General features: G+C 72.1%; 8 protein-coding genes. All 8 read right to left on the bottom strand.

All coding sequences use genetic code 11. The features are described from left to right. Positions 1-77 precede the first annotated feature (77 nt). The 8 genes from sbnB to AB0M73_RS28040 all read right to left on the bottom strand — a co-directional run bounded on the left by sbnB (position 78) and on the right by AB0M73_RS28040 (position 20,389). Complete coding sequence (gene sbnB, locus AB0M73_RS28075; protein WP_363896305.1) at positions 78-1,106, bottom strand: 2,3-diaminopropionate biosynthesis protein SbnB; 1,029 nt, start codon at positions 1,104-1,106, stop codon at positions 78-80. After that, the gene (locus AB0M73_RS28070) at positions 1,107-2,087 is read right to left on the bottom strand and encodes a TauD/TfdA family dioxygenase (protein WP_363896302.1); all 981 of its coding nucleotides are present in this window, start codon (positions 2,085-2,087) and stop codon (positions 1,107-1,109) included. Positions 2,088-2,109: 22 nt separating this feature from the next. Then, positions 2,110-5,310 carry an amino acid adenylation domain-containing protein gene (locus AB0M73_RS28065; protein WP_363896299.1) on the bottom strand — a complete coding sequence of 1,067 codons (3,201 nt, stop codon included), beginning with the start codon at positions 5,308-5,310 and terminating at the stop codon, positions 2,110-2,112. Positions 5,311-5,386: 76 nt separating this feature from the next. Next, positions 5,387-5,818: a hypothetical protein gene (locus AB0M73_RS28060; protein WP_363896296.1), complete on the bottom strand. Its 432-nt coding sequence runs from the start codon at positions 5,816-5,818 to the stop codon at positions 5,387-5,389. Further along, positions 5,815-6,033, bottom strand: a complete 219-nt coding sequence (locus tag AB0M73_RS28055) for an MbtH family protein (RefSeq protein ID WP_363896293.1) — start codon at positions 6,031-6,033, stop codon at positions 5,815-5,817. Before AB0M73_RS28055 ends, AB0M73_RS28060 begins: the two co-directional genes overlap by 4 nt. Next, positions 6,030-9,680, bottom strand: a complete 3,651-nt coding sequence (locus AB0M73_RS28050; protein WP_363896290.1) for an SDR family NAD(P)-dependent oxidoreductase — start codon at positions 9,678-9,680, stop codon at positions 6,030-6,032. The genes AB0M73_RS28055 and AB0M73_RS28050 overlap by 4 nt, the downstream gene beginning before the upstream one ends. 12 nt (positions 9,681-9,692) lie before the next feature. Further along, positions 9,693-10,466, bottom strand: coding sequence for a thioesterase domain-containing protein (locus tag AB0M73_RS28045; RefSeq protein WP_363896287.1), 774 nt, complete (start codon positions 10,464-10,466; stop codon positions 9,693-9,695). Positions 10,467-10,489: 23 nt separating this feature from the next. Next, on the bottom strand, positions 10,490-20,389 hold the full coding sequence (locus tag AB0M73_RS28040) for an amino acid adenylation domain-containing protein (protein ID WP_363896285.1): 9,900 nt from the start codon (positions 20,387-20,389) through the stop codon (positions 10,490-10,492). Positions 20,390-20,485: the final 96 nt, after the last annotated feature.

Below are 20,485 nucleotides of genomic sequence, written 5' to 3'. Positions count from 1 at the left end.
GTGCCGGTGAGCGGAATCGGATGACCGGCGGGGCGCACCCGTCGGCCGGTTGGGGCGGGAACTGGCTGGCCGAGCCGTCAGCCGTAGCGGCGCAGCTCGTGGAAGAAGTCCTCGACGACGGCCAGCTCGCCGCCGCGCCGCACCTGGTCGTAGACGAACTTGCCGACCGCGAGGTCGAGCACGCCGAGACCGAACGGCGAGAAGATCACCGGGCGGTCGGCGGGCACCTCGACCCGGCCGGTCATCACGTCGGCCAGCGTCCCGAGCAGGAACTCGCGGTTGCCGACCCGCTGCTCGACCAGGTGCGGCGAGGTGTTGGCCTTCAGGCAGTGGTCGACGTCGTCGACGAGGTTGACCGCGCCCAGCAGCACCTCGGGCGCGAGGTCGCGCAGGGACACGTGCAGCACCAGGGGGTTGTGCGAGAACCAGTCCGCGTCGTGCACGTAGGGCTCGCCGGCGACGGTCGCGAACACCACGACGTCGCTGGACCGGATCAGGCTCTCCGCCGTGTCGTGCACTGTGATTCGCGCGGTCGAACCGGAGCGCTCCAGCGCGCCGCTGAAGCCGGCCGCGTGCTCGGCGGACAGGTCGTGCACGCCGATCTCGTCGAAGCTCCAGCCGGTGCCGGCCAGGTACTCGTGGATGTAGCGCGCGATCAGCCCGGTGCCGATGAAGCCGACCCGTCCCGGCCGGCCCCGGTCCCTGGTCAGCCAGTCCGCGGCCAGCGCGGCCGAGGCCGCCGTCCGGGTCGCGCTGATGATGGAGCTCTCCAGGCAGGCGAACGGGTAGCCGGTGTCGTGGTCGTTGAGGATCAGCACCGCCGAGGCGCGCGGGATGCCGGCCGCCACGTTCTCCGGGAAGCTGGAGATCCACTTGATCCCGTCCACGCCGATCTCGCCGCCGATGGAGGCGGGCAGCGCGATGATCCGGGAGCTGGGCCGGTCCGGGAAGCGCAGGAAGTACGACGGCGGGTTGACCGAGTCGCCGTCGCCGTGCAGCCGGTAGGCCGCCTCGACCAGCTCGACGACCTGCTTGTGGTTGCCGTCCAGCGCCCGGTGCACCTGGGCGCCGGAGATCACCGCGAACGACGGTGCCGTGTCAGGCATTCATGACTCCTGGATCTCAGGGGTGACGGTGGGGGCGCACGCCGTCAGCGCGACCGGATCGGCCATGCCGACGACGATCTCGCGCGGTCCCTCGTAGGGCTCCCGGCTGTGCGCCATCCGGATGTTGTCCACCAGCATCAGGTCGCCGGGCTGCCACGGCTCCCGCAGCGTGTTGGCGTCGTACACCTTGTTGATCAGCTGCACGACGTCCTCGCCGATCGGCTCGCCGTCGCCCAGCCGCGTGTTGAACGGCAGCGCCTCCTGGCCGTAGACGGCGACCAGGTACTCGCGCACCTCCGGGGCCATCGTCCACTCGTTGAGGAAGGCGATCTGGTTGAACCAGACCCGCTGCCCGCCGACCGGGTGGGTGATCACCGAGGACCGCAGCTGCGAAGTGCGCAAGCCGTTGTCGGGCTGCCAGTCGAAGCTGATCCCGTTGCGCCGGCAGTACAACTCGACGGCGGCGCGGTCCTGCGTGCCGAACGCCTCCGACCACGGGACGCCGACCTCGTCGTTGTAGCTGCGGGTCAGCGTCCAGCCCACGGCGGCGAACCGGTCGACCAGGTCCTGTGGCAGGCCGGCCAGCACCGCGGCGGCGTCGGCGACCGCGGTGGCGCCGCCGCTGGTGGGCGCGCTCAGGCAGGCGAACAGCATCGTGCCCGGGAACTCGGTGGCGTAGCTCAGCTCGTGATGCATGCACATCGGCTGGTTGGGCGGCCACTTCGAGGAGGAGTACACCCCGTCGGAGTAGGTCCACCGGGGCGCGAACGCCTCCTTCTCCGCCATCAGCGTGTCGGCCAGGTTCCGGTACACCGCGCCCACCTGGTCGGCGTCACGCAGGCCGAGACCGCGCACCAGCACCGCGCCGTGCTCGGCCACCGCGGCCAGCAGCGGCTCGCGGTGCTCGGCGGCCCAGTCGGCGGCGTGCCCACTGGTGGCCCGCACGATCGCGGGCCTGCCGTCCTCCACGGCGATGTCCATGATCAGTGCCTCTCTCTGCTCGTCAGGGGTGCGGGGTCAGTGCCGCGTGTCGGGCGACCGCCTCGGCCGCCAGGTCCGGATGGGTGCGCGGGAAGTGGTGGCCGCCCTCGGGCAGCTGGTGCACCTCGACGTCGGCGGCCAGCTGCGACCACTGCTGCCGCGCCTGTTCGACGTCCGGCGTGCTCGAGTCGTGCGCGGCGAGCACCACCGTCACCGGGCAGTCCAGCCGCACCGAGTCCGGGTCGGTCAGCGCGCGCAGGAAGAAGTGACTCGCGTCCAGGCAGTCCTGCCGGTAGGCGGCGCCGACCCGCCGCGCCTGCCGGCTGTCCAGCTCACTCAACCCGGCGTAGCCGTTGTCGGTGCTCAGCCCGGCGGCCAACTCGGCGTCGGTGCGCCGATGGAGCGCCTCGATCCACTGCTCCCGCTCGGCCTTGTCGCCCGGCTGTTGCGCCGCCACGAACACCCGCCGCACGTCGGCGCCGAGCTTGCGAGCGGTCTCGACGGCGAATGCCGTGCCCGACGAGTGGCCCCACAGCTGCACCGACGTCAGCCCGCGCCGGCGGATCTCGGCGGCGATCCGGTCGGTGACCTGGTCGATGCCGACGAAGGGCTCGCCGTCCTTGGTGACGTCGTGGCCGGGCAGCTCGACGGCGTACACCGCGATACCGGCGGCGCGCAGTTCGCGGGCCATCGGCTGGTAGTTCACCGCGTTGCCGGCGGCGTAGGGGAAGCACACCAGCGTGGCGACCGGACGATCGACCTTGCCGAGCTCGTGCAGCAGGCCGGTGTTCTGCCGCACCCGTCCGTCGATGACGTCGGCGAGGTCGGACAGCAGCGGAGCGCCGACGAGGTCCTTGAGCGACACGGCCCGGTCCAGCCTGATCGCCAACCGCACCGCCGACAGCGAGGTGCCTCCCCGGTCGAAGAAGTGGTCGTCGCGGCCGATCTGGTCGACCGGCACGCCCAGCACCTCGGCCCAGGCGGCGGCCAGCCGCCGTTCGGTCTCGGTCCGCGGCGCCCGGTGGTCGCCGCTGTCGACGGCCTGCTCCAGTTCCGCGGCGAGCGCGGTCAGCGCCTTCTTGTCGATCTTGCTGTTCGCGGTCAGCGGCAGCGACTGCCGCCAGTGCGCGACTCCGGGCACCATGTACTCCGGCAACGCCTTGGCCAGTGTGCCGCGCAGCAGTTCCACCGGCAGCGGCTCGTCCGCCGCGTAGAACGCGACCAGTTGCTTGGCGCCGCCGGCGTTCTCGGTCACCACGACCGCGCCGTCCCGCACGCCGGGCACGCGCAGCAGCTGGTTCTCGATCTCGCCGATCTCGATCCGGAAGCCCCGGATCTTCACCTGGGCGTCCCGGCGGCCGAGGAACTCCAGCTTGCCCTCGGGCAGCCAGCGGCCGAAGTCGCCGGCACGGTAGATCCGCTCGCCGTTGTGCCGGCGGAACGCGGCGGCGGTGCGCTCGGGATCGTTGACGTAACCGCGGCCCACGCACACGCCGGAGAAGACGATCTCGCCGGGAGCGCCGAGCGGCACCGGTTCGAGGTTGTCGTCCACGACCAGCACCCGCACATTGCGCACGGCCGGGCCGAGCGGCACCCGGTCCCGGTCCGGCACCCGGTCCATGACCTCGTGGTTGGTGTCGTCGGAGGTCTCGGTCAGCCCGTAGGCGTTGACCAGCCGGACGTCCGGCTTGCTGGCGAACCAGCGCTGCACCAGCTCCTTCTTCAGCGCCTCGCCGGTGGCCGACACGTACCTCAGCCGCGGCAGCTCGCGGGGCCGCTGCTCCAGATAGGACAGCACGACCTCGAGGTAGGACGGCACCAGCTGCATGACGGTGACGCCGACGTCGTCGATCCGGTCCACGAACCGCTCGACGTCGAGGATGACCTCCTGCTCGACGATCAGCGTGCGGCCGCCGACCAGCAGCGCGGAGACCAGCTGCCACAGCGAGATGTCGAAGCACTGCGGCGCGGTCTGCGCGACCACCTGGTCCGGCCCGATCTCCAGGTCCTCGATCTTGGCCAGCAGGTGGTTGAGCATGCCCGCGTGCTCGCACATGGCGCCCTTGGGCTGGCCGGTGGAGCCGGAGGTGAAGTAGATGTAGGCGAGCTGGTCGGCCTCGACCCGCACGCCCAGGTCGGTGTCCTCGTGCGCCTCGGCGTAGATCTCGGCGACCTCGACCCGCACGGCGTCGGGCAGCAGCGTCAGCGCCTGGTCCACGGACGCGGAGCTGCCGGCCTCGGTGAGCACCAGGCGGCAGCCGCTGCGGGAGACGGTGACGGCGACGCGGTCGGCCGGGAAGTGCGGCTCGATCGGCAGATAGCAGGCCCCTGCCTTGAAAATCGCGATGACCGAGGCCATCCAGTCGAGGTTGCGCTCGGTGACCACGGCGACGACGTCCTCGCGGCCCACTCCCCTGGCCAGCAGGGCTCGGCCGATCCGGTTGGCTCGCCGGTTCAGCTCGGCGTAGGTCCAGGTCCGGTCGCCGTGCATCGCGGCCACCGCGCCCGGTGTCTGCCGCACCTGGCGCTCGAACAGCTCGTGGAAGCGCGCGTCGGGCAGGTCCCGGACCGGGCCGGCCAGGCCGTCGATCTGGAACTTCCTTTCCTGCCAGGACAACAGGCTCTGGCGGTGGTGGGCCTCGTCCGGGCCCGCGGTCGGCAGTCGCAGCGCGGTCAGGTGGTAGCCGGCGACCCTGGCCGCGAACTCGGTGTCGACGACATCGGTGCGGTAGTTCAGCCGCAGCCGGGTGATGTCGTCGTCGACGGAGACCGACAGCACGACGTCCGGCGTGAGGTCGCCGCCCAGGGCGGTCTCGAAGGCCGCCGTCGTGAGGCCGAGTTCGCGGCGCAACGCCTCGACGTCGTACGCGCCGTGCTGCTCGACGAGCGCGCCGATCCGAGCCGCGCTCGCCACGAGGTCTCGCCAGGTTCCGTCGGAAACCGTGATCCGACAGGGCAACGAGCGCAGGATCCCGGTGACCACCTCGGTCTCGCCGGTCAGCGCGGCGATCACCTTGGCGTGCGCGGCGAGCAGCACGGCGAAGACCGGCACCGACAGCTCGCCGGCGAGGCCGCGCACCGCCGCGGCGGTCTCCGCCGGCACGTCCAGGACGTGCTCCGCGACGCCGCGACCGTCCTGTTCGGACCAACGGGGAATCGCCGCATACCCGCCGGCGGTCACCACACCGCGCCAGAACTCGCGGCTGTCACCTGACGATGTCACGCCTGTCCCCTTTCCACCGGTCTCCCCACGACGCTATCCGCCCGTTGTTTTGGATCGTTATCGAAGACTTTTCCCGCTAGTAGGCGAGCTGGCTCGCCGCGCCACAGTGGTAGACGTCCCCGTCGCAGATCTGGACGGTGATCGGCATGATGCCGTCGGCGAAGATCCAGTGGTCGATCGTCACGGTGTGGGTGGCCGAGCCGCAGATCTGCGGCGACATCGCCTGGGCGGGACGCACATCCTGGACGATGAAGCGGTTCTGCATGAACAGGAACCGGCAGCCGCTGCCGGCCGTGCTCACCAGCGAGCCGCGGAGGTGGAGGACCGTCTCCTTGACGCCGGGCGTGGCGTCGGGGTTCTGTTCCGTGGTCAGCCAGTAGGTGCCGCCACCGGTCACGTTCTCGAACGCCGGCACGGTCCAGGTCGGGTTGCCGGCGGCCGTGGCCACGCCGCTGCCCAGCGTCAGCAGGGCGAGCGCGGACAATCCGGCGGTAAGAGCCTTCCTCATGCCGGCGTCCCGTCCATCTCGCGGACCAGGCTCAGCGGCCGCATGTCGGTCCAGTTCTGCTCGATGTGGTCCAAGCACTCCTGGCGAGTGCCCTCTTCACGGGCGACGGTCCAGCCGGCCGGCACCTCCACGAAGGCGGGCCACAGCGAGTACTGGCCCTCGTCGTTGACGAGCGCGAGGTATCGCCCGTCGGCGTCCTCGAAGGGATTGGTCACGGTGTGGCATTCCTTTCCTGCTTGGCCAACACCTCGGCCAGCTGGCCGACCGTTGGGTTCTCGTAGAGCTGGTGCGCGAACAGCTGGCCGTCCAGCGCGGCGTTGATCCGGGCCACCAGCTGGGTGGCGCGCAGCGAACTGCCGCCCAGGTCGAAGAAGAGGTCGTCCCGGCCGATCTCGGTCCGTCCGAGCACCTCGCTCCACACCGCGGCCAGCCGCCGTTCCAGGTCGGTGGCCGGGGCGACGAAGGGCCGTCCCCGGCGGGGCGCCGCGGCCAGCGCGGCCGCCAGCACCTCGGCCGGATCGTCGGGAATCGCCGGCATCGCGAGGAACCGCACCGGCAGCGGCAGCCGGCCGGCGGCGGCAGCCAGCTCGGTGCGGAGCCGCTCGGGGGTGACGGCCGGGTCCGCGGTGTACGCGACGACGACTTCCGCGCCCCGGAGCTGGCCGGGCGCGAGTTCCCGGATCACGTTGTCGTTGCGGCCGTCCAAGCCGATCAGCAGGTGCGGATGCCCGAGCGGCAGGGCGGCCAGCAGGGACTCGAGTCCCGTCGAGGCGTCGATGCCGAGGAAGCCCCTGGACCTCGCGGCGGCGGCCATCGCGCCCTGGTTCATGCCGACGTCGGTCCACATGCTCCACGCCAGGCTGCACACCGGTCGGCCGCGTTCGCGGCCCCAGTGGTCGGCGAACCCGTTGAGGAAGCTGTTGGCCGAGGAGTAGGCGCCGAACGAGCTGCCGCCGAAGTCCCCGTTGACCGAGGAGAACAGCACCAGCAGCGTGTCCGGGCGGTCCTCGAGCAGGTCGGCGAGCGCGAGCGTGCCGTCCACCTTGGGCCGGTAGACCTCGTCGAACGCGGCGGTCGACTCGCGGGCGACGGTGTGCTGTTCGAGTCGGCTGCCGTGGGCGGACATGTCCGAGCCGGCCAGATGCAGCACGCCATCGAGCCTGCGGCCCCAGCGCAGCTCGGCCTCAGCCACCACGGCCCGCAGCGCGTCGCCGTCCGAGACGTCCACCTGGCGGTAGTCGACGTCGCCGAGTTCACGCAGGTCGGCCAGCTTCTCGCCGGCCGGCGAGCGGCCGATCAGCAGCAGCCTGACCTGATAGGCGGCCAGCAGGTACTGGGACACCTCGTGCCCGAGGCCGCCGAGGCCACCGGTGATCAGGTACGTGCCCCCCGCGACCAGCGCCGACGGCAGCTCCGGCTCGGGGCGAACCGGTCGCAGCCTGGGCACCAGCCGTCGGCCGTCGCGATAGGCCACCAAATCGGCGCCGGCCGGCGCACGCAGTTCCGCCGCCACCGCGCTCGCCCAGTGCTCGCGAGCGGCGTCGATCATGCGCAGCAACGGAACCGTCCGCTCGGCCACCGCGGTGCGGATCAAGCCGGGCAGCGCGGCCTTGGCGACATCGACACGGTCCCCCGGCTCGGCCCACACGCCGTTCTCGGTGAGCACCAACACGATTGGACCCGGTTGGCCTTGCAGCGTCTCCAGAACCGGGAAGACCACGTCCCGAGCCGAGGAACCCTCGACTACGTGGATCACGCCGGCGACCGGACCGTCGGCAGACCGCCCCACCACGAGATCGGGCAGCACAGCCCGGAGCTCGTCCGCGAGACCCGCGCTGTCGGCGGTCAGCAGCCAGGCGCCGGTCGGCGCCTCGGACACCGGTTCGACCGGCTCGGGCAGCCACGCCTTGGCGAAGAACCAGTCCGGCAGCGCGCCGTCGGGCTCCTGGCCGTCCTCCAGTTCCCGCAGCACGTCGTCGAAACGGCCGTTGCGGAAGTCGGCCAGCAGCGGCGTGCGCTGGATCTTGCCGCTGGTGGTCTTCGGGAACTCCGCGCGGTCGACCGGGATCACGTGGTCGGGCTGCAGGCCGATCTCCCGGGCCAGCTTCGCCCGGATCCGCTCGACCGTGTCGCGCTGGTCGGAGATCCACTCCGAGGTGGGCACGAAGAACACCAGCAGCTTGTCGGTCTCGGTGCCCGGCTCGCTGTACGCGCAGGCGGCCGCGAACGTGACCTCCGTGCCCTCGACCTGCTCGACGATCGACTCGATGTCGTAGCTGAGGTAGTTGGCGCCCTGGATGATGATCAGGTCGTTCTCCCGGCCGGTCAGGGTGAGCCGGCCATCGTGCAGGAATCCCAGGTCGCCGGTGGTGAACCAACCGTCGGCGGTGAACGACGCCGCGTTGGCCTCCGGGTTGCGGTGGTAGCCGGTCATCACCGTGGCGCCGCTGATCTGCAACCGTCCGATGTGGTCCTCGGGCAGCACGGTGGACGAGTCGTCCACAATCCGCAGCCGCACGCCGGGCAGCGGCGGGCCGAGGTCGGTGAAGGTGATCGTGTCCGGATCGCCGGGGCGGGCGAAGCGCAGTCCCCCGGACAGCGTCGCCTTGTCCACGCACAGGGTGCCGACCGTGTCGTCCGCGGCCGACAGCGCCGAGTAGGTGACCCCGGCCGACACCTCGGACATGCCGAAGCTGGGCTGCACCGCGGTCGCCGGCAGGCCGAACGGGGTCAGCAGCTCCAGGAACCGGTGCACCGTGCGGCTGACCACCGCCTCGCCGCCGCTGCAGATGTGCCGCAGGCAGCTGAGGTCCCAGTCCCGCCCGGCGATCTCGGTGACGCGCTCGGCCACCAGGGAGAACGCGAAGTTGGGGGCCCAGGTGTTGGTCACCCGGTGCCGGTGCACCCAGTCCAGCCAGACCGGCGGGTCGGCCAGGAACGCCTCGATCTCGGCGTTCACGTGCTGGTGGCGCAGCACCACGTTGCCCACGTTGTAGGCGATGACACCGCCGACGTGGTCCGAAGGCATCCAGCTCAGCGAGACGTCGTCGGAGGTGAACCCGTTGAGCAGGGCCGCGCCCTTGGTCCGGTCCAGCATCGAGCGGTGCGCGTGCCGCACGCACTTGGGGATGCCGGTGCTGCCGGAGGTCAGCACGTGCACGGCCGGATCGTCCGGCCGGGCGGGGTGCCAGTCGGTGGACTCCGCTCCCGAGGCCAGCGCCTCCAGCGGTTCCACCCGCAGGTCTTCCACGTCCCACAGCACCGACAGCCCACGCACGGCCGAGGTCAGCCGCTCGTCGGTCACGATCAGCGGCCGGTCGAGCAGTTCCCAGCTGCTGCGCAGTTTCCTGGTCACCGCGTTCTCGCGGTCGTAGCCCAGCGGTGTGGCCACCGGGGAGGGCACGTACCCGCCCAGAACGCAGGCCCAGAACGCGGTGTAGAAGTTGCGCTTGTCGGCGAACTGGAACAGCACGGCCTCGCCCGGGCGGATGCCGGTGCGCCGCAACCCGGTGAGCGCCCGCTGCGCGTCGGCCAGCAGCCGCGGGTAGCTCTGGAAGTCCTCGGAGCCGTCGGCGGCGATGTAGACGATGCCCTTGTCCGGGGCCAGTCGCGCGGCGGCGGCCAGCGCCTCCTGCAGCGTCGACGGATCCTCGGCAGCCCGCGGCAGTTCTCCCCCGTAGACCTCGGCGGGCGGACCGGCGACCGGCTCCGTCCGCTTGACGTCCACAGTGGACTTCTTCGGCGTCGGACGGGGCGCCTTGCGAACCTCCTGGCGCACCACGGGCAACGCCCGATCGACTCCGGGCACCGCCTCGACCGCGGCGCGGAACTCGGCCAGCAGCGTGGAATCCACCTCTGACATCGTGCAGGCCTCCTAGTTGACCGGGACGCCACTGAGGAGGGCGTCGGAGATCGCCGCCGTGACCTCGGCCGCGGCGCCGCCGAGGTAGAAGTGGTCGCCGGTGAACAGCCGGGTGTCGAACTCACGCGTGGTGTGCGCCCGCCACGCGTGCAGGCCGTCGACCGGCGCGCGGTCGTCGTGTTCGGTGCCGAACGCGGTGATCGGCGTGTCGAGAGGCGCTCCCGGAGCGAAGCGGTGGTTCTCGCACAACGCGAAGTCCGCCCGCAGCCCGGGCAGCAGCATGCGCATCAGGTCGTGGTTGGCGAAGGTGGACTCGTCGGTGCCGCCCAGCGCCCGCACGGCGGCCAGGAACTGCTCGTCCGGCAGGGCGTGCAACGGCTCGGCCGCCAGCGGGTAGTCCGGCGCGGGCTGGCTGGACACGAACAGGTGCGCCAGCCGTGCCCCGCCGCGCTGGTGCAGCGCCCGGCCCAACTCGTACGCCAGCAGCGCGCCGCCGCTGTGCCCGAAGAAGGCGAGCGAGCCTCGCAGGTACGGCCGCAGCGCCAGGCCCACCGTCCGCACGACGGTGGACACCTGGGTCAGCGGCTTCTCGGTGATCCGGTCCTCGCGGCCGGGCAGCTGCACCGCGATCAGCTCGATCTCCGGCGGCAGCAGCGCCGGCCAGTCGGCGTAGTTGGAGGCGCCGGCGCCGGCGTGGGGGAAGCAGACCAGCCGGACCTTCCAGTCCGACCGCCGCGCCCGGCGCACGTACGGCGACTCGACGACGAACCTGTCCGAATCCAGCATGACTCCGACGCTAGCCATCGGCCTTATTGGCCCCATATCGATCGTGTTTCGAGGATGTCCGCGAGCACCGGCAACTGGTCGGCGTCGAGCATGTCCTGGTGCGAGCACGCCATCCCGGCCAGCTCGACCCGGCCGTCCACATAGGGCTGCCACCGCTGGGCCAGCGCGAGCGGGTCCGACGACGTCGAGGTCACCAGCAGCACATCGCCCTTGAACGGCACGGGTTCGTACGCCCGCGTGACCCGGATGCTGTTGACGACGGCGTCGAGCTGGGTTTGCGAGGCGTCCTCCACTGCCATGTCCCGCAGGAACGCCAGCGCGGCGGCTCGCTGCGTGGCCACGTCCGGCAGGTCGCCGTCGTGGAGGTCGGCGTAGAGCCGGGCCAGCACGGCGTCGTCGTCCAGGTCGACCTGTTCCGGGCTGGCGTCCAGCACGACCAGCCGGGCGACATCTTCTCCCGACGCCTGCAGCCGCGTGGCGATCGCGTGCACGATGTTGCCGCCCAGCGAGTAGCCGAGCAGGTGGTACGGCCCCGTCGGCTGCACCGCCCGCAGCTGCTCGACATAGTCGGCGACGAGGTCGTCCAACGTCTCGGGCAGCGGCGCCGGCCCACCAAGACCGCGGACCTGCAGGCCGTAGACCGGCCGGTCCTCGATATGGCGCAGCAGGCCGGAGTAGCACCAGCTCAGCCCGATCGACGGGTGGGCGCAGAACAGCGGCGGCCGGCTGCCCTTGGTGCGCAACGGCAACAGCACGTCATAGCCGCCGCTGCCGACGCCGCCGTCCAGCTGTTCGATCAGCTGCGCCACGGTCGGCGCCTGGAACAGGGCGCGCACCGCGAGATCCGTGCCGAGCACGGTCCTGATCCGGCTCACCAACCTGGTCGCCAGCAGCGAGTGGCCGCCCAGGTCGAAGAATCCGTCGTCGACACCAACCCGGTCCACGCCGAGCACCTCGGCGAACAGCCCACAGAGGACTTCCTCACGCGCCGAGCGAGCCCGGCGTCCGCCGACGCTGAACTCCGGCGCCGGCAGCGCTCGGCGGTCGAGCTTGCCGTTGGGGTTGAGCGGCAGCGCCTCCAGCACCACGAACGCCGACGGCACCATGTAGTCCGGCAGCAACCCGGCCAGGTGCTCGCGCAGCTGCGAGACACCGTCGCCGTTGGGCACCACGTAGGCCACCAGCCGCTTGTCCCCCGGCGCGTCCTCACGGACCAGCACCGCCGTCCGCGCCACGTCCGGATGGCTGGTGAGGGCGGCTTCCACCTCGCCCAGCTCGATCCGGAACCCGCGCACCTTGACCTGGTCGTCGGCGCGGCCGAGGAATTCCACGTTGCCGTCGGCCGACCAGCGGACCAGGTCGCCGGTGCGGTAGAGGCGGCTGCCCGGCGCGCCGTACGGGTCCGCGACGAACCGCTGCGCGGTCAGCCCCGGGCGGTTCAGGTATCCACGCGCCAGCCCGGATCCGGCCAGGTACAGCTCGCCGGTGGCGCCCGGCGGCACCGGCCGCAGCGAGGCGTCGAGCACGTACGACTTGGTGCCGGTGATCGGCCGGCCGATCGGCGGCGCCTGCTCGATCTCGCCCTCGGCGTGCCACGCGGTGGCGTAGACGGTCGCCTCGGTCGGGCCGTAGATGTTGGCCAGCACGGCGCCGGGCACCGCGGCGGCGATCGCGCGGGCGGTCGGCAAGGACAGCCCTTCCCCGGCGAGCACGACGAACTTGGCCCGGGTATCGGCCGTGCCGGCCGCGAGCACCTGGGCCAGCGCGGACGGCACGGCGCTGATCAGGCTGCCGTGCCACGGACGTTCGGCCAGCGCCAGCAGGTCCCGGACGACCTCGATGGATCCGCCGCAGGACAGCGGCGCGAACATCTCGAACGCCGAGACGTCGAAGTTGAGCGAGGTCGCGGCCAGCACCCGGGACAGCGCCTCGGAGCCGAGATCGGCGACCGCCCAGGCGGCGAGCTCGACCACACCACGCTGCGGCACGACCACGCCCTTGGGCCGGCCGGTCGAACCGGACGTGTAGATCACATACGCCGCGTTGTCCGGAGTGAGCGGCGCGAGCCGATCGGCGTCGGTCGGGTTCCGCTCGTCAGGCTCGCAGTCGATACCGGTCAGCGTCAGCACCGGCCTGGCGTCGCCGAGCATGAACTCGATCCGGTCCGCCGGGTATGACGGGTCGACCGGCAGGTAGGCGCCGCCGGCCTTGAGGATCGCCAGCACCGCGACGACCATGTCGTCGGATCGGGGCATGGCCAGCGCGACGAACCGCTCCGGCCCGACGCCGTCGGCGATCAGCCGGCGGGCCAGCCCGTTCGCACGGGCGTTCAGCTCGGCATAGCTGGTCTCGCGGCCCTCGAAGATCACCGCGGTCGCGTCCGGTGTCCGCGCCGCCTGGGCCTCGATGAGCGCCGGCAGTGTCACGTCCGGCGCGTCCGGCGCGGTGTCGTTCCACTCCACCAGAACCCGGCGCCGTTCGGCCGGCGAGAGCAGGTCGATCCGGCTGATCGGCTGGTCCGCGTCGGCGGCCACGGCCGTGAGCACCCGGCCGAGCCGCTGCGCGAGGCCGGCGGCGGTGGCCGGCTCGAACAGGTCGGTGGTGAAGCCGAGCGTGCCTTCGATGCCGGCCGGACGGCCGTCGGCGGTGTGCGTCTCCTGGAGGTTGAACGACAGGTCGGCCTTGGCCACGCCGGTGCTCTCCGCGTCGCCCTCGACCGCCAGGCCGGCCAGTTCGAGGTCCGGCTCGGCGTTGTTCTGGAATGCCAGCATCACCTGGAACAGCGGGTCGTGCGAGAGCGACCGGGTGGGGTTGAGCACCTCGACGAGCCGTTCGAACGGCACGTCCTGGCAGGCGTACGCCGCGAGGTCGAACGCCCGGACCCGGCCGAGCAGCTCGGCGAACGTCGGGTCGCCGGCGGTGACGGTGCGCAGCACCAGGGTGTTGACGAAAAACCCGACCAGGTCGTCCAGCGCCTCGTCGGTGCGGCCGGCGACCGGGGTGCCGATCGGGATGTCGGTGCCCGCGCCCAGCCTGGTCAGCAGGGTGGCGATCGCGGCCTGCACGACCATGAACACCGTGCTGCCGGTCCGTCGCGCCAGTTCGACCAGTCCACTGTGGACATCGGCGTCGATCCTGAGCTCGACCAGGTCGCCCTCGTGGCTGAGCACGGCCGGGCGGGGCCGGGCGCCCGGCAGCTCGATCAGGTCCGGGAGACCGGCGAGCGCGGTGCGCCAGTGTTGCAGCTGCCGGTGCATCGCGCTGCCCGGCTCGTCCTCGCCGCCGAGCAGTTCCTGCTGCCACAGCGTGTAGTCCGCGTACTGCACGGGCAGCGGCGTCCACTGTGGCGCGTGTCCGGCGACACGGGCCGAGTACGCGGAGGCGAGATCGGCGCTGAGCGGTCCCAGCGACCAGCCGTCGCTGACGATGTGGTGCACCAGCAGCAACAGCGTGTGCTCGTCCGGCCCGTCGTCGAACAGCGTCGCGCGCAGCAGCGGGCCGGCGTCGAGATCGAACAGGTGGCGAACGGCGGCCTCGACCGAGACCGCACCGGTGAGCAGCTCCGGCACCGTGTCCAGCACGAGCTGGCACGGCTCGCCGTCGACCTCGGGGAAGACCGTGCGCAGCGCCTCGTGTCGCCCGACCACGTCGGCGATGGCGGCGCGCAGCGCGTTCCGGTCGAGTCGCCCGCGCAGTCGAAGCACCAAGGGAACGTTGTAGGTGGCGCTCGGCCCCTCCAACCGGTTGAGGAACCACAGCCGGCGCTGGGCGAACGACAGCGGCAGCCGCCGCGGGCGCGGCCCGGCGGTCAGCGCCTTGCGGGCCTGGTCGGCTCCGGCCAGCCGCTGCGCCAACCCGGCGACCGTCGGGTTCTCGAACACCGCGCGCAGCGGCAGCTCGGCGCTGAACGCGGTGCGGACCTTGCTGACCAGCTTGGTGGCCAGCAGCGAATGGCCGCCGAGGTCGAAGAAGCTGTCGTCGACACCGACCCGTTCGACGCCGAGCACGTCCGCGAACAGTCCACAGAGGACTTGCTCGGCCGGCGTGCGGGGCGTGCGGCTGGTCGTCTCGGTCTCGAAGCTGGGCGCCGGCAACGCCTTGCGGTCCAGTTTCCGGTTGGCGGTCACCGGCAGCGCGTCCAGCGACACGACCGCGGCCGGCACCATGTACTCCGGCAGCCGCTCGGCCGCGAACGCCCGCACCTCGCCGGCATCGGCGGCGCCGACGACGTAGGCGACCAGCCGCCGGTCGCCGGGCTGGTCCTCGCGCACGATCGCCGCCGCCTGCACCACGTCGGGGTGCTGGCCCAGCACGGACTCGACCTCGCCGAGCTCGATCCGGAACCCGCGCAGCTTGACCTGGTCGTCGACCCGGGCGATGAACTCCAGCCGGCCCGAGCCGGTCCACCGGGCCAGGTCGCCGGAGCGGTACATCCGCTGCCCCGGCCGGCCGAACCGGTTGGCCACGAACCGGCCCGAGGTCAGGCCGGGACGCCGGTTGTAGCCCCGCGTGACCAGGTCACCGGCGATGTAGAGCTCGCCGGCGACGCCGACCGGCACCGGCCGCAGCGCCGCGTCCAGCACGTACATCTGCGTGTTCCAGATCGGCTTGCCGATGGTGATCACGCCGCCCGGCACCGGATCGCCGGGCTCGATGCGGAACTCGGTGCAGCCGACCGTGGTCTCGGTCGGGCCGTACTCGTTGACCACGGTCACGCCCGGGTGGCGGCGGCGCCACTCGTCGAGCACCTCCCCCATCAGCGACTCGCCGCCGAGCACCAGCTGCCCGGTCGGCGACACCGACTCGGGCAGCGCGAGCAGCAGCGACAGGTGGCTGGGGGTGGCCTTGACGAAGGTCGGCCGGACCAGCCCGGCGGTCGAGGCCGGGGTCTCGTCCAGCTCGACCAGATGGCAGCAGCCGCCGGAGGTCAGCGGGGCGAACAGGCCGGTCGCGGTCAGGTCGAAGGACACCGGCGAGTGCACCAGGGCCCGGCCGGCCACGCTCCGGTACGCCTGCCGCGTCCAGGACAGGTAGACGTTGAGCGAGCGGTGTTCGACCACCACGCCCTTGGGGCGGCCGGTCGACCCCGACGTGAAGATCACGAACGCCGGGTTGGCCGTGCGCAGCGGGGCGATCCGGTCGGCGTCGGTCAGGTCGTGGCCGGCCCGTTCGCGGCCGGAGTCGTCGAGATGGTCCTCGATCCCGGTCAGCATCAGCACCGGCTCGACGTCGGCCAGCATGAACTCGATCCGGTCGGCCGGGTACGACGTGTCCACGGGCAGGTAGGCGCCGCCGGCCTTGAGCACGGCGAGCAGCGCGACCACCAGGTCGGTCGACCGCGGCATCGCGACGGCGACGAACCGCTCCGGCCCGACGCCGCGGTCGACCAGGTGCCGGGCCAGCCGGTTGGCGCGGGCGTTCAGCTCGGCGTAACTCAGCTCGTCGGCCCCGAACACCACCGCTGGGGCGTCCGGCGTGCGGGCCACCTGCGCCTCGAACGCCGCCGGCAGCGTCGCGTCGGCGACCTCGATCGCCGTGTCGTTCCACCCCGTGACCACGTTGTGCCGTTCCGAGGGCAGCAGCACGTCCAGCTGCTCGACCCGCCGGTCCGGTTCGGCGGCGACCAGTTCCAGCACGCGGGCGAGCCGCGCGAGCAGCGCGCGGGCGGTGTCCCGGTCGAACAGGCTGGTGGCGTACTCCAGCGCCAGCCTGACGCCGTCGGACTCCGACTCGGCGGCGTGGAACGAGAGGTCTACTTTGGACACACTGGTGCCGGCACGGTCCGCGCGCACGGTCAAACCGGCCAGTTCCAGGTCCGCGTCGACGTTGTTGTGGAACGTCAGCATCACCTGGAACAGCGGATGGAAGGCCAGCGACCGGACCGGGTTGAGCACGTCGACCAGGCGCTCGAACGGCACGTCCTGGTGGGCGAACGCGGCGAGGTCGGTCTGCCGGACCCGCCGCACCAGCTCCAGGAACGTCGGGTTTCCCGAGATGTCGTTGCGCAGCACCAGGGTGTTGACGAAAAAGCCGACCAGGTCGTCGAGTGCCTCGTCGGTGCGTCCGGCGACCGCGGTGCCGATCGGGATGTCGGCGCCCGCGCCCAACCTGGTCAGCAGCGCGGCCAGCGCGGCCTGAACGATCATGAACAGGGTCGAGTTGGTGCGGCGGGCCAGCGCGACCAGGTTCTGGTGCACCGGGACGGGCAGATCGAGGTCCACCACGTCGCCGCGGTTGTCGGCGACGGCCGGGCGCGGGCGGTCGGCGGGCAGCTCCAACTGCTCCGGCAGGCCGGCCAGCGCGGCCCGCCAGTGGTTGAGCTGCGTGGACACCACGCTGTCCGGGTCGCCCTCCGCGCCGAGGATCTCCTGCTGCCACAGCGTGTAGTCCGCGTACTGGACGGGCAGATCGCTCCACTGTGGAGCATCGCCGGCGAGCCGGGCCCGATAGGCCGATGCCAGGTCGGCCAGCAACGGCGCCTGCGACCAGCCGTCACTGGCGATGTGGTGCAGCAGCAGCAACAGGATGTGCTCGCCGGGAGCCGACTCGAACAAGGTCACCCGCAGCGGCGGCTCGTGGTCGAGCTCGAACGCGTGCTGCGCGGCGATTCGCACCTGCTCGGCCGATGCCGCCTCGTCGGTGCGCACGACGTGCAGCCGCACCGACGACGGACCCAGCACGTGCTGGTGGGCGGTGCCGTCGTGCTCGGCGAACACGGTCCGCAGCGTCTCGTGCCGGCCGACGACGTCGGTGACGGCGGCGGCCAGCGCCTCGCGGTCGAGTTCACCGGACAGCCGCAACACGACCGGGATGTTGAAGTTGGCCGCGGCGCCGTCGAGCCGGTGCAGGAACCACAGGCGCTGCTGCCCGAAGGACAGCGGCACCCGCTCCGGTCGTGGCTGCCGGGCCAGCGCGGTCCGGGCCTGGCCGTGATCGTCCAGCCGGGCCGCGAGACCGGCCGCCGTCGGCGACTCGAACAGCGCGCGGATCGGCAGCTCGACGCCGAACGCCGAGCGGACCCGGCTGATCAGCCTGGTGGCCAGCAGCGAGTGCCCGCCGAGATCGAAGAAGCTGTCCCGGACACCGACCCTGGCCAGCCCGAGCACGTCGGCGAACAGCCCGCACAGGATCTCCTCGGCCGGGTTGCGGCTGGCACGACCGGCAGTGGTCGGACCGAACTCGGGCGCGGGCAACGCGGAGCGGTCCAGCTTGCCGCTGGTGGTGAGCGGCAGCTCGTCCAGCGCGACAAAAGCCGTGGGCAGCATGTACTCCGGCAGCCGGCGCGACAGCCACGCCCGCAGCTCCCCCGTCTCGCCGACCACGTAGGCGACGATCCGCTTGTCGCCGGGCTGGTCCTCGCGGACGACCGTGGCGACCTGGGACACCGCCGGATGCTCGGCCAGCACGGCGTCGATCTCGCCGAGCTCGATGCGGAACCCGCGCACCTTGACCTGGTGGTCGACCCGGCCCACGAACTCCAGCTGGCCGTCGTCACGCCACCGCGCGAGGTCGCCGGAGCGGTACATCCGCTCCCCCGGCGCGCCGAACGGGTCGGCCACGAAACTCGACGCGGACCGGGCCGGGTCGCCGAGGTAGCCCCGGGCCAGCTGAGCGCCGGCGATGTACAGCTCGCCGGCGACGCCGACCGGCACCGGCCGCAACGCGGCGTCCAGCACGTACAGGCGGGTGTCGGCGACCGGGCCGCCGATCGGGGACGCACCGGTCGGCGGGGCGGGTGCGAAGGTGACGTCGACCGTCGCCTCAGTCGGGCCGTAACCGTTCACCAACTGGGCCGGCACCGTCGATTGGAACTGCCGGCGCAGCTGCTCGGTGAGCACGTCGCCGCCGCAGAACACCCGCCGCAGCGTCGCTCCGTCGACCTCCTCCTGGAGGAACAGGGTCAGCATGGCCGGCACGAAGTGCGCCGTCGTGATCCGCTCCGTGCGGATCACCTCGGCCAGGTACCGGGGATCGCGGTGGCCGTCCGGCCGGGCCAGCACGAGAGTGGCGCCGGTGGTCAGCGGCCAGAAGAACTCCCACACCGACACGTCGAAGGTGAACGGCGTCTTCTGCAGCACCCGGTCGCTCGCGGTGAGCCCGAACTGCTCCTGCATGCCCCGCATCCGGGTGGCCACCGCACCGTGCGGGACGACGACCCCCTTGGGACGCCCGGTCGAGCCGGAGGTGAACAGCACGTAGGCGGGACTGCGCGGATCCAGCGGGACGTCGGGAGCCCGGTCGTCGCCGTCCGCGGCGGCATCGGTCAGCACGACCACCGGCCTCGCCTGATCGGTGATCATGGCGAGCCGCTCGGCCGGGTACTCCGGATCCAGCGGCAGGTACGCGGCGCCGGACTTGAGCACCGCCAGCATCGCCACGACGAGGTCGACCGACCGTGACATCCGGACGCCGACGGTCCGCTCCGGGCCCGCGCCCCGCGCGATCAGGCTGTGCGCCAATCGGTTCGCCCGCGCGTGCAGCTCGGCAAAGGTCACCTCGACGCCGTCCGCCACGACGGCGACGGCCTGCGGGCTACGCCGCGCCTGCTGTTCCAGCAGCGCCACCAGCGTGGTCTCCGGCGCGCCGGTCGCGGTGTCGTTCCAGTCCACCACCATCTGCTGGCGCTGGTCGGACGTCAGCCGATCCAGCCGGGCCAGCGGAACATCCGGTCGCTCGACGAACTCGGTCAGCAGGCGGGTCAGCCGCTCGCCGAGCCGCCGCACCTCGGCCGGCTCGAACAGGTCGGTGCGATAGTCCAGGCGCAGCACCAGTTCGTCCTCGGCGGCCTGCGTGATCAGGCTGAGCGGATAGTGCGTCGCGCCGCCGCCGGACACCTCGCGCACCCGCAGCGGGCCGGCCGGCTCGTCGTCCGGTTCGCCGACCGGGTAGTTCTCGAACACCGTCATGGTGTCGAACAGCTCGCCCAGCCCGGCCGCCCGCTGAATCGCGGTCAGGCCGAGGTGCTGATGGGCCAGCAGCCGGGACTGCGCCGACTGCAGCACACGCAGGTTGTCCACAAGGGACGATCGGAGGTCGAGCCGGACCCGCACCGGCACCGCGTTGATGAACAGGCCGATCATCGTGTCGATGCCGGGGACCTCCGGCGGGCGGCCGGAGACGGTGGCGCCGAAGACCACGTCGTCCCGGCCGGTCAGCTCACCCAGCGCGATCGCCCACACGCCCTGCACGACAGTGTTCAGCGTCAGGTCGGCGGCGCGGGCCGCCCGGCCGAGCTCGGGCAGCGGCAGCCGCAGGTAGACCCGCTCGGGCAGGTCCGGCGCCCGGCCGGGATCGGACGGCCGGACCAGCGTCGGCTCCTCGAATCCGGCCAGCGCGGTCCGCCACGCCGCCTCCGCGGCCGCGGTGTCCTGTTTGGACAGCCAGGCCAGGTAGTCCTTGAACGGCGCCGCACGCGGCGGCGTGCCGCCCTCGTAGATCTGGAGCAGCTCGTGCACCAGCAGCGGCGCCGACCAGCCGTCGAGCAGGATGTGGTGGTTGGTCAGCAGCAGCCGGTGGCCGGCGGCGCCGGTGCGGATCAGCGTGGCCCGCAGCAGCGGCGGCCGGACCAGGTCGAACCGCTCGGCGCGGTCGGCGGCCTGGACACGGTCCAGCTCGGCCGGATCCGCGCCGGTCAGGTCGATCTCCCGCCACGGCAGCGCGACCTCGCGGTGCACCACCTGGATCGGCTGTCCGGACCGGCTGGTCCGGAACCCGGCGCGCAGGTTCCCGTGCCGGGCCAGCACCTGCTCCGCCGCCGCCCGCAGCCTGGCCGCGTCCAGCTCGCCGTCCAGGTCCACCGCCAGCTGGGTGTGGTAGACGTCCACGGCCTGCCGGTCGTACAGGGCATGGAAGAGCATGCCCTCCTGCAACGGCGTCAGCGGCAGGACGTCGTCGAATCCCGACGGCTTCAACGGGTTCTCCAATCGGCGGAAGCTCGGCCGTGCACAGCCGAGAGGAGTCGTTCCTGAGACTCCAGGCCGCGTTGCGGTCGTTCACTGCGGGCGCTTCTGGTCCTCACG

The sequence above is a fragment of the Kutzneria sp. NPDC051319 genome, assembly GCF_040682195.1.
GTDB lineage: Bacteria > Actinomycetota > Actinomycetes > Mycobacteriales > Pseudonocardiaceae > Kutzneria.
This window is presented reverse-complemented; position numbering and strand designations above follow the sequence as displayed.